Source organism: Exiguobacterium sibiricum 7-3, from assembly GCF_000620865.1.
Lineage (GTDB): Bacteria > Bacillota > Bacilli > Exiguobacteriales > Exiguobacteriaceae > Exiguobacterium_A > Exiguobacterium_A sibiricum_A.
In genome coordinates, this window is record NZ_KK211190.1 from 141671 (window position 1) to 155782 (window position 14112).

General features: G+C 47.1%; 15 protein-coding genes. 3 read left to right on the forward strand and 12 right to left on the reverse strand.

Annotation, left to right across the window (positions count from 1 at the left end; translation table 11 throughout):
- Positions 1–234 precede the first annotated feature (234 nt).
- Positions 235–1728: a peptide MFS transporter gene (locus P402_RS0101710; RefSeq protein ID WP_026827140.1), complete on the forward strand. Its 1494-nt coding sequence runs from the start codon at positions 235–237 to the stop codon at positions 1726–1728.
- A 63-nt stretch (positions 1729–1791) separates the two neighbouring features.
- Here P402_RS0101710 and P402_RS0101715 read toward each other — a convergent pair whose 3' ends face one another.
- Positions 1792–3063 (reverse strand): purine/pyrimidine permease, encoded by a 1272-nt coding sequence (locus tag P402_RS0101715; RefSeq protein WP_026827141.1) that lies wholly within the window; start codon positions 3061–3063, stop codon positions 1792–1794.
- Between the two features lie 159 nt (positions 3064–3222).
- On the opposite strand from P402_RS0101715, the gene P402_RS0101720 reads away from it, so the two are divergent.
- Positions 3223–3918 (forward strand): alpha/beta hydrolase, encoded by a 696-nt coding sequence (locus tag P402_RS0101720; RefSeq protein WP_026827142.1) that lies wholly within the window; start codon positions 3223–3225, stop codon positions 3916–3918.
- 77 nt (positions 3919–3995) lie between these two features.
- On the opposite strand, the gene P402_RS0101725 is transcribed toward P402_RS0101720, so the two are convergent.
- From P402_RS0101725 to P402_RS0101745, 5 genes are all read right to left on the reverse strand, one after another.
- Positions 3996–4931 carry a carbohydrate kinase family protein gene (locus P402_RS0101725; RefSeq protein WP_026827143.1) on the reverse strand — a complete coding sequence of 312 codons (936 nt, stop codon included), beginning with the start codon at positions 4929–4931 and terminating at the stop codon, positions 3996–3998.
- Entirely contained in the window at positions 4918–5820 is a 903-nt protein-coding gene (locus P402_RS0101730) for a PRD domain-containing protein (protein WP_081776594.1), read from the reverse strand. The genes P402_RS0101725 and P402_RS0101730 overlap by 14 nt, the downstream gene beginning before the upstream one ends.
- A gap of 57 nt (positions 5821–5877) precedes the next feature.
- On the reverse strand, positions 5878–7290 hold the full coding sequence (locus P402_RS0101735) for a sucrose-specific PTS transporter subunit IIBC (RefSeq protein WP_026827145.1): 1413 nt from the start codon (positions 7288–7290) through the stop codon (positions 5878–5880).
- Between the two features lie 176 nt (positions 7291–7466).
- Positions 7467–8270, reverse strand: a complete 804-nt coding sequence (locus tag P402_RS0101740) for an endonuclease/exonuclease/phosphatase family protein (RefSeq protein ID WP_026827146.1) — start codon at positions 8268–8270, stop codon at positions 7467–7469.
- A gap of 84 nt (positions 8271–8354) precedes the next feature.
- Positions 8355–10010, reverse strand: a complete 1656-nt coding sequence (locus P402_RS0101745) for a PTS transporter subunit IIBC (RefSeq protein ID WP_026827147.1) — start codon at positions 10008–10010, stop codon at positions 8355–8357.
- 252 nt (positions 10011–10262) lie between these two features.
- Here P402_RS0101745 and P402_RS0101750 point away from each other — a divergent pair, with 252 nt between their 5' ends.
- Positions 10263–10547, forward strand: coding sequence for a helix-turn-helix domain-containing protein (locus tag P402_RS0101750; protein WP_026827148.1), 285 nt, complete (start codon positions 10263–10265; stop codon positions 10545–10547).
- Between the two features lie 50 nt (positions 10548–10597).
- Here P402_RS0101750 and queF read toward each other — a convergent pair whose 3' ends face one another.
- The 6 genes from queF to P402_RS0101780 form a co-directional block, all read right to left on the reverse strand.
- Positions 10598–11086 (reverse strand): preQ(1) synthase, encoded by a 489-nt coding sequence (gene queF / locus P402_RS0101755; protein ID WP_014971619.1) that lies wholly within the window; start codon positions 11084–11086, stop codon positions 10598–10600.
- Between the two features lie 11 nt (positions 11087–11097).
- Positions 11098–11814 (reverse strand): 7-carboxy-7-deazaguanine synthase QueE, encoded by a 717-nt coding sequence (gene queE, locus P402_RS0101760; protein WP_034769591.1) that lies wholly within the window; start codon positions 11812–11814, stop codon positions 11098–11100.
- Positions 11811–12266 (reverse strand): 6-carboxytetrahydropterin synthase QueD, encoded by a 456-nt coding sequence (queD, locus tag P402_RS0101765; protein WP_012371768.1) that lies wholly within the window; start codon positions 12264–12266, stop codon positions 11811–11813. Before queD ends, queE begins: the two co-directional genes overlap by 4 nt.
- Entirely contained in the window at positions 12263–12919 is a 657-nt protein-coding gene (gene queC / locus P402_RS0101770) for a 7-cyano-7-deazaguanine synthase QueC (RefSeq protein WP_026827150.1), read from the reverse strand. The genes queD and queC overlap by 4 nt, the downstream gene beginning before the upstream one ends.
- 169 nt (positions 12920–13088) lie before the next feature.
- Positions 13089–13745, reverse strand: a complete 657-nt coding sequence (gene bshB2 / locus P402_RS0101775) for a bacillithiol biosynthesis deacetylase BshB2 (RefSeq protein WP_026827151.1) — start codon at positions 13743–13745, stop codon at positions 13089–13091.
- On the reverse strand, positions 13745–14110 hold the full coding sequence (locus P402_RS0101780) for a YojF family protein (protein ID WP_026827152.1): 366 nt from the start codon (positions 14108–14110) through the stop codon (positions 13745–13747). The genes bshB2 and P402_RS0101780 overlap by 1 nt, the downstream gene beginning before the upstream one ends.
- Between the last annotated feature and the right edge of the window lie 2 nt (positions 14111–14112).

Sequence of the window (14112 nt, forward strand, 5' to 3'; positions counted from 1 at the left end):
AGCGGATTTTTCGTATCACTCTTTTTTTGTGTCCAGAAATTAATATTTGACTCATCAAATGATTTACGGTTGAATGATATAGTGCTGTCTCATAAACAAAAAAAGAAGTGAGACAATTCAGGCAAAACAGTGTATTTGCGTTCAATTGGTTCGTTCATGCTTATCGTTTGGGGAAAGCGGGAAAAAGATTGGACAATGTGCACATATCGAAGGTAGACGAAAGGAGCCGTTCATATGGCAGAGTTTGATCGCGATCAGGTCTACAAGACTGTTCCGCAAAAAGGATTCTTCGGAAATCCAAAAGGACTGTTCACGTTATTCTTTACTGAGTTTTGGGAGCGATTCTCCTACTACGGGATGCGTGCCATCCTCATCTTCTACATGTATGATTCAGTTGCTAACGGTGGTCTTGGAATCGACAAGCCGACTGCTGCATCAATCATGGCAGTATACGGTTCACTCGTTTACATGTCCGGTATCATCGGTGGTTGGGTCGCTGACCGACTGCTCGGTACTTCCCGGACCGTTTTCTATGGTGGAGTGCTTATCATGCTCGGACATATCGTCCTTGCGTTACCGGCCGGAATCACGGCATTGTTTATCTCAATGGGATTGATCGTCATCGGAACAGGATTCTTGAAACCAAACGTTTCGAACATCGTCGGTGATCTGTACAGCAAAACGGATAACCGCCGTGACGCTGGATTCAGTATCTTCTACATGGGAATCAATGCCGGTGCCTTCCTGGCCCCGTTGATTGTTGGTAAAGTGTCGGACTCAGCAGGATATCACGCTGGTTTTGCACTCGCTGCAATCGGAATGTTCTTAGGTCTGATCGTCTTCGTCTTGACGAAGAAAAAGAACTTGGGACAAGCGGGAACATACGTCTTGAACCCGCTTGAAGGAAATGAACGGAAACGATTCTTTACGATCGCAGCCGTTGTCGTTATCGTGCTTGCAGTTCTTGGAACGATTGCATCAATGACAGGATTATTGACAATCAGTCGCTTCACGCTTATGGTCACGTTCCTCGGAATCTTGATTCCGATTGCTTACTTCACCTTCATGTTGCGGAGTCCAAAAATTACGGATGATGAACGTTCGCGTCTGCTTGCGTATATTCCGCTCTTCATTGCGGCGGCAGTATTCTGGGCGATTCAAGAACAGGGTTCATATGTTCTTTCGATTTTTGCAGATGAACGGACAAATCTTTCGTTCCTCGGCTTTGGTCTGGAACCGGCCTTCTTCCAGTCCCTGAACCCACTGTTTATCATCGTCTTGGCACCTGTATTTGCAAGCTTTTGGGTGAAACTCGGTGATCGTCAACCAACAACAATGCAGAAGTTTTCGTTTGGTTTAGTATTTGCCGGATTGTCATTTATCGTCATGATGTTACCGGGCTTGTTGTTCGGAACGGATACGACGGTCAGTCCGCTTTGGCTTGCGCTCAGCTTCTTCCTCGTTGTTATCGGTGAGTTGTTCTTATCACCGGTCGGATTATCGGCAACGACGAAATTGGCACCGGCTGCCTTCTCGGCACAGACGATGAGTTTGTGGTTCTTGACGAATGCGACCGGACAAGCCGTCAATGCTCAAATCGTAAAATATTATGGAGCAGATACCGAAGTGGCATACTTCGGAATTACAGGACTTGTTGCCATCATTCTTGGGGTTATCCTGTTCGCTTTCGCACCAAAACTTCAAAAATATATGCGGGGTATTCGTTAAGAAGATGCCACGAAAAAAGACAGCCGGCTTGGATGCATACATTCCAAGATCAGCTGTCTTTTTTTAATCATTCGTTCGGATATGACGCAGTGATTCAGCAAGCAAGGCGACGAGTGTTCCAAGGACAAGACCGTTCGACATCAATGTCGTGACGAGTGGAGGTAAATCAGAAGTGGCGCCTTTCGGAAGAAGCAGGGCACCGATTCCGACGAGAACCGGCAATCCGACCGTAATCATCGCAGTCTGCCGGTTTAACTCCCGGGAAGCTTCCGTGACCCCGATAATCGCCATCCCGGCAACGATCGGAGCAACCATCGCGTATCCGACAGCGACCGGAATCTTGGCAATCAGTCCGACGAATGGAGTGACGACGCTGAGGAACAGGCAAATGACGTTAGCGATCGCAAAGGCTTTCCGGTCCGTATTGTCCGTCGAAGCGATGAAGCCGGCTGTTCCAGAAATTGCAACGGGACCAACCGTTCCGAACATCCCCGCGAAAATCTGACCGATTCCGGCTGTGACGCCGGCTGTCGCGACTTGTCCCTTCACTTGTTCACCACGTTTCGCACTGATGATACGTTCAATGACTTTGATGTTCGCCAAGACGTTTGTCATCAGCAGCAACGAGATGATCAGGGCTGTCGGGAGCAGGCTCCAGTCGAGCTGAATACCGCCAAACGGCATCAAATCAGGGAAGGTGAAGAATGGACCGTCGAATGTCGGCATTTCGGCACGACCAATCAAAGCAAACATGCTCCAACCGATGAGCAACGTGATCAATAACGCATACTGACGCAACCGATCGCTACGTTCTAAATAAAGTGAGATGATGACGGTCAAGACAGAAATAACGGCAGGGAGCACCTGAATCTTTCCATCTTCGATATTGAGCAAACCTTTCATGACCGAACCGGATAACTGAGCCGATAACAGCAACATATAAACACCGATGACTTGTGGTGTGAACAGGGGCACGAGTCGGCGTAGTACCCCGGTCAGGGTAAGAATGATACAGATGATCCCACTTAAGATGAGAAGAAAACCAAGCGACTGTAACGTGTTGGAGTAACTGCCGTACAAGGTGATCCCGATAGAAGAGTAAAGCGCGAACACGCCCCACCAAATACCGGCAGGACCTTCCATGATTGGGAGACGGTGACCGAATAACACTTGAATAAGACTTAAAATCGCAAAAACGAATAAACAACGGGATAAAAAGGCGAGGGTATCTGCACTTGATAGTTCAAATGAGGCGGCAATCGCGAGTGGCGGGGCAATGTTAGTACAAATAATAAACAAAAACCACTGAATCGTGGAGACAACAGTACGTGGCAAAACAAATGATTCCCCTTTCGAATAACGGATGCTTTTTTAATCTTAAACCAAATATTGAAAAAGAGATAGATACGCTTACATTAACTGAAAATTCAAAACAATGCTTTCATATGTGATTTTGCACACTACATTGGGTATCATAAAAGAGGAGGGATGAACATGAAAAGATGGTTAAAACGAATAAGTGTCAGTTTGCTGATTCTAGTGGGTATCTTAGTTGCAGCATTCATGATTTGGGCTCAATTCGATTACAATCCAACAAAGGAAGCAAAACAGTATCTCGGTGAACCGGTCGGACAAGGTTATCAATTCGGAGACGACACGAGTGACACAGGCTTCATTTTTTATCAAGGGGCAAAAGTGAATCCGGGCGCCTACAGTTATCTCGGTCATCAATTAGCGAAAGAAGGATATTACGTCGCCTTGCCGAAACTGCCGTTTAATATTGCGCTGCTTGACTCTAAAAAGGGATTATCGATCATCGAAGAGCATCCAAAAATCAAGCAGTGGTATTTAATTGGTCACTCGTTAGGCGGAAGTGCAGCTTCAACAATTTTGGAAGACAGTCCAAAAATCAAAGGTATGATTTTCTTAGCCTCATATCCAATCGATGCAATCGCCATCCCGTCGCTAACCGTCTACGGTGGACGGGACGGCGTTTTACCAGTCGAGGATATTGAGGACAGCAAACAGGATGTCCGTTCCGATGCGGTATTTCATTTGATCAAAGATGGAAATCATGCAAACTTCGGAATGTATGGAAAACAAAAAGGCGACAACGAAAGTCCATTGATACCAAAAGAACAACAGGATGAAACGTTGAAGGTGATCCAGGAATTCGTATCGGCACAGTAAAAAAAGACCCGCTCTTCTGTCAGACCGGACAGGGGAGCGGGTTTGATGTTGCTTGAAATATCGTGTTTCCGTCACGGTTACGTTAATCTTCGAGAGACCTCGTCAAGCGTCGGTAAGGCGACCATCGCGCCTTTAACCGAGGCGGCTAACCCTCCGGAAATCGCAGCAAATCGACCGATGTCCTGTAATTCTTCTTCATCCCAGTCGAACGAAAACGAGCGGATGGCACATTGATGCAGAAGACCGGACATGAAGGCGTCACCTGCTCCCGTCGTATCAATCGCATCAACAGAAATCGCTTGAATCTCTGCCATCGAGCGGTCGGTATAAATGAGAGAACCTTCTGCCCCACGTGTTACAGCCAGCAAACGAATCGGATATTCTGCGAGCAGCTCGGCAGCTCCTTCATCCAGATTCGTCTGTCCTGTTAAAAAGGTCAGTTCTTCCTCCGCCAGTTTCACGATTTGAGCATCCGGTAAGACGGAACGAATCGTTGAACGAGCGGCATCTAAATCAGACCACAACGACTCGCGTAAATTCGGGTCGTAAGAGATGGGTACGTCATGCGCTTTCGCAACTTCAATCGCCCGTCGGGTCGCTTCGACCGCATCTCCGGAAATTAATGAGATCGATCCGATGTGCAAGAGGTCCGCGTCTGCGAGTGAAGCTGGAATATCTTTTTCATGAAAACTCATATCCGCACGATAGCTGTTAATGAACTCAAATGACCGTTCACCATTCGCTGCGTTTGTGACGAGGACAAGACCGGTTTTATGCGTTGGATCAAAAACGATATGATCTGTTTTAACGCCATAATGATGCAACGTATCTTTAAGGAAGTGTCCCATTGAATCATCGCCGACAGATCCTAAAAAATAACTGTCTGCTCCAAGACGCGCCAGACCGACGGCTACATTTGCCGGTGCGCCACCGGGATTTTTTTGGAACGTTACATTATCGGCATCGAGTGGAATTAAATCGATCAGTGCTTCTCCGAGACTATAAATTTTCATGCGAATTACTCCTTTCGAAATCGGGGCGGATTCGTTCCACATGAAGGGCCATATAGCCGACTTCCGACAGAGGAACGGTTGTCTGTAATTCTTGTTCCAGCCAGTCTGCCATGTTTTCCGCACAACGGAAGGCATCCGTATAACGGGTTTGAACGGCGGATAAGATGACATCATCCATATCATGTAACGTTTGTCCTTGTTCGATCCGGGCTAAGACGAGTTTCATATGGGTGAAGAACCGGTAATAGGTCATCGATGTTGTTTCAATCGTCTGACCAAAAAAGACTTCAATTTGTTCACGCAACTCATTTAGTAACGTAGCCGTCTGCAGGGCTGTTGCCATGTTGGGATGCCGTTGCCGTGCATTGTACAGGTGAAGGGCGATGTTCGCAGCTTCTTCTTTCGGTAATGAAACGGTCAACTTTTGTTCGATATGGGCGACTGCCCATTCCCCAATCTGATATTCCGCTGTATACAGTAACCGGATTTCTTCCGCCAACCGATTGTGGACGACCAGTTGTTCCCGGGCAAGTCGGACCGCGTGGGCGAGGTGATCGGTCAGACTGACATGAATGTAGTCATGAAAAGGTGTTTTCAGTTCGCCTTCTGCATAAGAAATGATCTGCTCCGATAAATCGATGATATCGAGTGGAGTCGTCGTCAGGATTTCCTTGAACTGTTCGGCATTCTCAAAAGACGGGATAAACATTTTTTCGATTTTCGTCGGATCAACGGGATCCTTCTTTTTCTTACCAAAAGCAATGCCCGGTCCCATAATGATCCGTTCCTGACCTTGTTCTTTTGTGACGATGGCGTTGTTGTTGAGTACTTTATGAATAATCAGTCTGACTACCTCCTTTCTACTTACATTATACGGGTTATCGTCGATCTAGGAAAACTGACAAATGCGACCCGAAGAGGATTCTCAAGGGGTCGCATCTTTTAATTAAGCAGCCAAGTCCGTCTGCTTTTGTTTTCGTGCATCGAGACGCATCAAGACGACCGTTGCGACAAAAGCCGTTGCGACAGCAATCGCAAAACCAACAAGATAGTTGATCAAGTTGGAAGCACCGAGCGGCGCAACGATGGCAATCATCGGAATTCCCGTCAATCCGTAAGCGTTCGCTGCGACTTGTGTCAAGACGACGTATCCGCCGCCGATCGCGCCGCCAATCGCTCCTCCGATAAATGGTTTACCGAGTCGAAGATTCACCCCGTAGATGACCGGTTCCGTAATTCCGAGGAAAGCAGAGAAGGCAGATGGGAGAGCGAGTGCTTTGAGTTTAACGTTTTTCGTCATGAAGTAAACGGCAAGACCTGCTCCGCCCTGGGCGACGTTCGCCATCGACCAGATCGGGAGTAAGAAGTTTTTACCGATACTCTTATCGGCAAGGAGTCCTGCTTCGATTGCATGGAAACTGTGGTGCATCCCCGTAATGACGATTGTCGAGTACAGACCGCCGAACAGGAGACCGGCGACGACCGAGAATTGCTCATAGAAGAAGACGAGGACAAATGAGATTCCTTTACCGAGCAACGTTCCGATCGGACCGATGACGATCAGCGCGAGGAATCCAGTCACGAGAATCGTCACGAACGGTGTGACGAGGAGATCCAGTGTTTCCGGTGTCCGTTTGCGGACTTGTTGTTCGATTTTAGCCATGACCCAAACCGTCAGGAGGACCGGGAAGACCGTTCCTTGATAGCCGATCAATTCAATGTTCATCCCAAGGAAATGCATCACTTCCGGTTCACTGTTTCCGAGTGTCCACGGATTTAACAATGACGGATGGGTCATGATTCCACCGATGACGGCACCGAGGTACGGATTGGCGCCGAACTCGCGTGCTGCTGAGAAACCGATCAAGATCGGTAAGATGATGAAGGCAGAGGACGAGAACATATCGAGCAACTGGACGATGGGTGAATCGCCGCTGACCCAGCCGAATGCCTTGATCATTCCGAGCAGTCCCATTAACAGACCGGCAGCAACGATGGCCGGAATCAGTGGTACGAACACGTTGGACAGGGAACGTGCGAGACGGGCAAAGGGATTCAGTTTTTGAGAAGCTGCTTTTTTGACATCGAGCGGTTCTTCTCCGTCGAGCTTCACACCAGCGAGTGGTGCGAATTCAGCAAAAACTTTATTAACCGTTCCCGTTCCGAAGATAATTTGGTACTGACCAGAACTTGAGAAGGCACCGCTGACACCATCCAAATCTTCGAGTGCCGCTTGATCGACTTTGGATTCATCGTGTAAAACGAGACGCAGGCGCGTCGCACAATGGGCGGCTGTGATGATGTTTTCTCGACCACCAACCAGTTCAAGGACACGTGCTGCAGTTTGCTTGTAATCCATGTTGATTTCCTCCTTTTAGGAAAGGCGTGCGATGGCAACAGGCCACAAAAAAAGGCAAGACCGAACAACACCTTCACGAACGAGGTGTTGAATCGGTCTTGCCAGCCGTACTGTCACAATCCGCACTATTTACTTGTTGCCCTCATCATAATGAGAAAAGAAAGCGTTGTCAACAGTTAAATCGGTTCTTTTTGAATGGAAATATCAACCTCGACGCCAAAGTGATCGGAGACGACCGGTGCCAAGACACCGTCAAACACGACACCAACACGATCGACATCAATTTTTCGGTTCGATAAGACAAGGTCGAGACGCAAGCCGTGTTGATTTTCTTCCCAACCATCAATTTTTCCTTCGACCGTCTCGACACCGACGGTTTCCTGTGCCAACAAAAAGACGTCGTGAAGTCCGCGTTGCACCATGTAGTCATAACCCGTTCCGCGTTCTAAAGCATCATTGTTGAAGTCGCCGAGGAACAGTGTCCATTCGAGTGGATCCATCCGTGCAATCAAGTGATTAAATTGTTCACTGAACGGTTCCTCCGCATCTTCCCACCATCCGAGATGACAGGAGTTGAACGTGATGTGTGTTCCATTGACATCAATCGTCGCCCGGACGATTTTCCGGGATTTCCAGTCCATCGTATCCTGACTCCGGCTGATGTAATAGGAATCAGATTTGATGATCGGATGTTTGGTCAAGAGAGCAAGACCTTCTTCGTAGGCATCATACCCGATATGCGAAAAATCCCAGACGAACGAATAGTCGAGACCTTGTTTACGCAATGCTTGTTGAATCAAGTAGACAAAATTATCTTCACGGATATTGTCATAGAGGATTGGTGTATCCATCAGCTGACTCACTTCCTGTAAAGCGATCACATCATAATCCTGCTGGATGATGTGCGTGACGATTTGATTTAATTTATCAAGTTGTTGTTCTTCCTGCCATGAGTGGCAATTTAACGTAAGTAGTCGCATCTGCTGTTCCTCCTGATTTTCAATAAAGAAAGGTGAAACTCATGATGAGCTTCACCTTTTCTTATTTACCCTAATCCACTTGGTTTATGCGCCGATTCGATCCTGGATATCCGATTTCAGAACATCCGCTTTAGGACCGTAAATGGCTTGCACGCCATTATTTTTTAGGATTAATCCAAGTGCACCATTGGATTTCCAATCAGATTCCGGTGCGACAAGACTTGGATCTTTAACCGTGACGCGTAAACGCGTCATGCAGGCATCGACTTCTTCGATGTTCGCTTGACCACCAAGTAACCCGATGATTTTTGATGCTTGTGATTGATCGGTTGTTGCAGCCGCTTCGTTCGTAGCTTGAGCATTGTCTGAAACGACGACATCATCCAAGTAGTTTCCGTTACGGCCCGGTGTGGCATAATTGAACTTTTTAATAACAAAACGGAATGTAAAGAAGTTCAAGAAGAAGAAGAAGACACATACACCGATGAAGCGGATTAAGTCACCGATCAGTCCCGCTTTTGCAATCAGCGGAATCCGTGTCAGCAATTCAATGGCTCCGAACGCATGGATCCGGAGATGCATGATGTCAGCTAGCGCAAAGGCAACACCTGTTAAGACAGCGTAGACGACGTAAAGGACAGGCGCGATGAACATGAACATGAATTCGATCGGCTCTGTAACACCCGTTAAGAAAACAGCGAGACCAGCAGATAAGAAGACCGGTTTATACGCTTTCTTTTTGTCTTCATCAACCGACATGTACATGGCAACAGCGACACCGATTAAAGAAGCCAGGGAAGTGACGACTTGTCCTTCTTTGAAACGTGCCGGGACGACGCTGTTGATTAAATCGTTGTACCCTTGTGTGTTACCTGCTTGTTTTAAGTTGACGAGATCGGTAATCCAAGCGAGCCATAATGGATCTTGACCTGCGACAGTTGAACCTTGCGCCGCACCCGTTAAGATTTTATACGTTCCACCGAGTTCCGTATAGTTCATCGGAACAGTCAACATGTGGTGAAGACCAAACGGTAAGAGCAGACGTTCCAGTGTTCCGTAAACAAATGGAGCAAGGATTGGTGCCGTATCGCGTGACGTCGCGATCCAGCGTCCGAAGTCATTCAGCAATCCTTGAACGAACGGCCAAACGAGTGATAAAACGAACGCGGCAACAACGGATCCACCGATGACGACGAATGGTACAAACCGTTTACCGTTAAAGAACGCAAGTGCATCAGGCAACTTGCTGAAGTTATAAAATTTGTTGAAGAGTACGGCTCCAAGGAAACCGGAAATGATTCCGACGAATACGCCCATGTTGAGCGCCGGAGCACCAAGGACAGAAGTGAAATAATCTTTCACGATTAAATCAGAACCAAGTAAAGATGTGACGGTTGCTTTTGGATCAGCAAGCATCGTCGAATTGACACCAAAGATGGCACCGGTAACACGGTTGACTAAAATAAATGCAAGTAAGGCTGCAAATGCTCCGCCGGCCCGTTCTTTTGCCCACGATCCACCGATCGCAACAGCGAACAAGACATGGAGGTTAGTAATAATGGCCCAACCTAAATCTTCAACGATTCTTGCAACCGTTTGCATAAACACGATGTCGCCGCCGTACATTCCGATCAACTTCCCGATCGAGATCATGATTCCGGCAGCTGGCATGACTGCGATGACTACCATTAACGCTTTTCCTAGCTTTTGCCAGAAATCAAATGAAATTTTGTTTTTCATGTGGTCTCACTCCTCTATGTATCTGTTATCTGTGTAATTAGTGCAAAAAATGTAAGCGATTAATGCAACCGCTTGCACTTAAAATTGTAAGCGATAACTTTTTAAAAAGCTAGTTCTTTTTTATGATTTTTTTGAAATTATATTTTAGTTAGTAAATAGTATGAAGAGAAGAAGTGTTGAAAAGTGAAATTCGGGAATAAATTAACAGGATTAAAGGTAGAAAGTCATGTGCTTAGAAAAGGAGATTACATCATGAGTGAAACGATAAGTCCTCTCGAAAATTATGGAGAGCGGATTCGTACATTACGTGAACGGCAAGAAATCAATCAGGAGCAATTGGCTGAACTGACAGAGACGACACCCGAAATGATGGAACGGATTGAGCAGAGTATCGCACACCCTTCATTTTCGATGATTGAACGTTTGGCAAAAGCACTTAACGTCCCATATGAACATTTAGTGCGGCATATTTGGCCTGCTCAAATCATCCGGCTTCACGAAGAAGGGGCAAAAATCATTGATTTACCGTCGAGTTGATCGCGTTAAAAATCCTCCACTGCCTAAGGCAATGGAGGATTTTTCGAGTCTTAGCGATTGTCGATCGTTTCAGGATATAAATCATGATTAAAGAGACGGTGTTCGGCCATCTGTTCATATTTCGTATCCGGTTTACCGTAGTTGTAGTAAGGATCAATCGAAATTCCACCGCGTGGCGTGAATTTCCCCCAAACTTCGAGGTAACGGGGTTCCATCAGTTTGACGAGATCCTTTCCGATGACATTGATGCAGTTTTCATGGAAATCTCCGTGATTACGGAAGCTGAACAGATAAAGTTTTAGTGATTTTGATTCGACCAGCTTCTCATCCGGAATGTAAGAAATATAAATGGTCGCAAAATCCGGTTGATTCGTAATCGGGCAGAGGCTCGTAAATTCAGGTGCATTAAACTTTACGAAGTAGTCGTTTTCTGGGTGACGGTTCGGGAAGGCTTCAAGCACTTCCGGTTGATATTCAAAAATATAAGGGACAGACTTTTGACCAAGTAAGGACAAATCGTTTAAATCTTCTGGACGCATAATTAATCTCCTTAAACGCCGCGGTCGTTTGCGAAAACGAGGGCATGTAGTTGTGGAAGAACCCGTGCATGATTAAATCGTTCGTCAGTTGCAACGCGTTCCCATAAAGTTTTTAAGTCGGATAACATCCGCGGTGCAATCGTACCTTCTTCCGCAGGATCAGGATTACCGAGTGATAGATATAAGGTTTTTAAGGCGTAACGTTCTGAAATGGCAGCAGCAAAGTCAAGATCTGCCTCGTCAAAAATGACGATTTTAACGGCCCGTTGCTGTTCAGGCAACCGTTTGAAAAAGACATCAAGCCGGTCATAATCAACCGTCATCCCACTCGACGGTGGTTTCGGACTGATCGTGACGTCTTCGATATCGAGCACCCAGTTTTGCCAGTAAGAACCTTGTGTTTCGACCGACATCGTGATGCCACGGCTCTTCAAGGCGTCGACGAGCGTTCCAATCGACGCATGTAACAACGGGTTACCGCCGGAAATCGTGACATGACCATATGAACCGAGGGCATCAAGTTGCGTCAGGATTTCTTCTGCTGTCAGTAAATCCGGTTTTTCCGATCCGTCCCAAGTAAAGGCCGAGTCACACCAGGCACAGGAATAGTCACAGCCACCAGTCCGGACGAACATCGTTTTTTGACCGATCGAACGTCCTTCACCTTGGAAGGTCGGACCAAAGATTTCAAGAACAGGAATCTTCGGTGTTTTCTTCAATTGACTCATGATTCAAGCATCCATTCCCGGCGGACTTCTGCAAAAGCAGTCGGAGTTTCGTACAGTTTGACGAACTCTACACGGAGACCGCGTTCATCGGGCAGGTGTTTACCGAGTGTTTCAAAAATCCACGCTGACATGTTTTCAGCGGTCGTATTCATGTAAGGAAGAGACTCATTCAAGTAACGGTGATCGAGCAATGGTTCGAGGTGCTCTTTGAAAATTTTCTTCAAATCACCAAAGTCGAGTGTCATCCCGCGGTGGTCAAGGAATCCGCTGATGCCGAGATCGACGTGATACGTATGACCGTGGAGGGCGCGACACTTGCCGTCATAGTCATACAGGTGATGGGCTGCATCAAATGTCAGTTTTTTAACAATCATGACACGTGATTTTGTATAAATAAGCGAGTCGCCGGTCGGGCGCTCGACGGTTTCGGGTGCTTCATAGTTGAATTTCATGTGTGTTGGACCTCCTCGATGTAGGCATCTAAGCCTTTTTTCCGTAATTCGCAAGCCGGGCAATCGCCGCAGCCGTCTCCGATGATTCCGTTGTAACACGTCAATGTCCGTTCGCGGACAAACTCAAACGCGCCGAGTGAATCAGCTAATGCCCATGTCTCTTTTTTGTCGAGCCACATGAGCGGAGTATGAATCACGAATGGATAGTCCATCGCGAGGTTAAGCGTCACGTTCAGTGACTTGATGAAGGAATCACGACAGTCGGGATAACCGGAAAAGTCTGTTTCGCATACACCGGTAATGATATGGCGGATGCCACGTCCTTTAGCGAGTACGGCTGCGAAAGACAGGAACAGGTGGTTTCGACCATCTACAAAGGTAGAGGGAAGCCCATCTTCATTCGTCGTGATTGATTGTGAGTGGTCAGTCAAGGAATTGCTCGTCAATTGACTGAGGAGTGAGAGATCGAGCTCGTGATGTTTCACACCGAGTTCGGATGCGATTTCGCGAGCGACATCGAGTTCTGCGGCATGACGTTGCCCATAGTTGAAGGTAACGACTTCAACTTCTGAATAATCGGCGAGTGCCTGAAACAGGCAGGTCGTCGAATCTTGACCGCCACTGAAGACGACAAGAGCACGTTCATTTTTCATAGTGTACACTTCCATTCCTAGTTTTTGTGACGGAGGAGGTTACGAACTCCGGAGACACAGTCTCAACTATTCACACTAGCAGAAGGCGACACAAAAGTCGACTGACAATCGAGGATTTCGCAAGACAAAAAAGCACCCTTGAACGAAAGAACGTCCAAGGGTGAAAAAATCATAATGGGTAATGATAATAGCGTTCTTTGACGAGCAAATCACGGATGTTCGAGTCTTCTGAGATGACTTTCATCAAACCGCCTGTTTGCGAGGCATGTGCTTGAAGGGCTGCAATTTTTTGATCGGTATACGCACTGACATCATGGATGAACGTTCCTTCACCGAGTTCGTCACGTGTATTGTTAGCGAAGGCAACCGCTAAAAATTCAGGACGCTGACTTTCGTCGATCGCACGAAGCGCCCGGACGACGGCACGTGCTGTTGCTTCGTGATCCGGATGGACGGCATATCCCGGATAAAATGAAATCACCCGTGTCGGTTGCGTTTTCGTAATCAATTGTCCAATCCGTTCAGCAAGCATCGCTTCATCTTCGAATTCGACTGTTTTGTCGCGAAGTCCCCACATTTGTAAATCGGAAATCTTCATTTTTTCAGATGCGGCAATCAGTTCACGTTTGCGGATTGTTGCGAGCTCCTCGCGGTTCGTAAAGACAGGACGACCCATGTTGCGTCCCATTTCACCGAGTGTCAGGCAGGCATACGTGACAGGTCCGCGGTTTTCTGCATGTTCGATAATCGTTCCAGCCGAGCTGAACGCTTCATCATCCGGGTGAGGGAAGATGACGAGTAGATGATCTTGTTCGTTGTAAGCCATCATTCTACCTCCTCTGCGCCTTGCGCGAATGGAGTCGGACTGAGCTCGAAGGCAATCGCAAGACGTCCTTCAATGTCGTGTCCGGCAATCAACAGTTGATCGCCTGCAAATTCATAATCGGTTAAACCTTCACCGTACAACCAACCGTGGGCGAGTTTCAGTCCGATCCGGTACGGACCGTTTCCAGTAATCAGACCACGTTCGTACGTAATCTCGGCATTGCGGAAAAACATGCCGGCACTGTGGAACGTCGGATCCTGGTGTGTCGCGTACGCACCGTTCGTCGTTTCGACGTGTACGTAAAGTGGTGTATTGGCATACTTGTCGATATAGTTTTGTACAGCTGTTAAATCAAGTGCTTGCATGA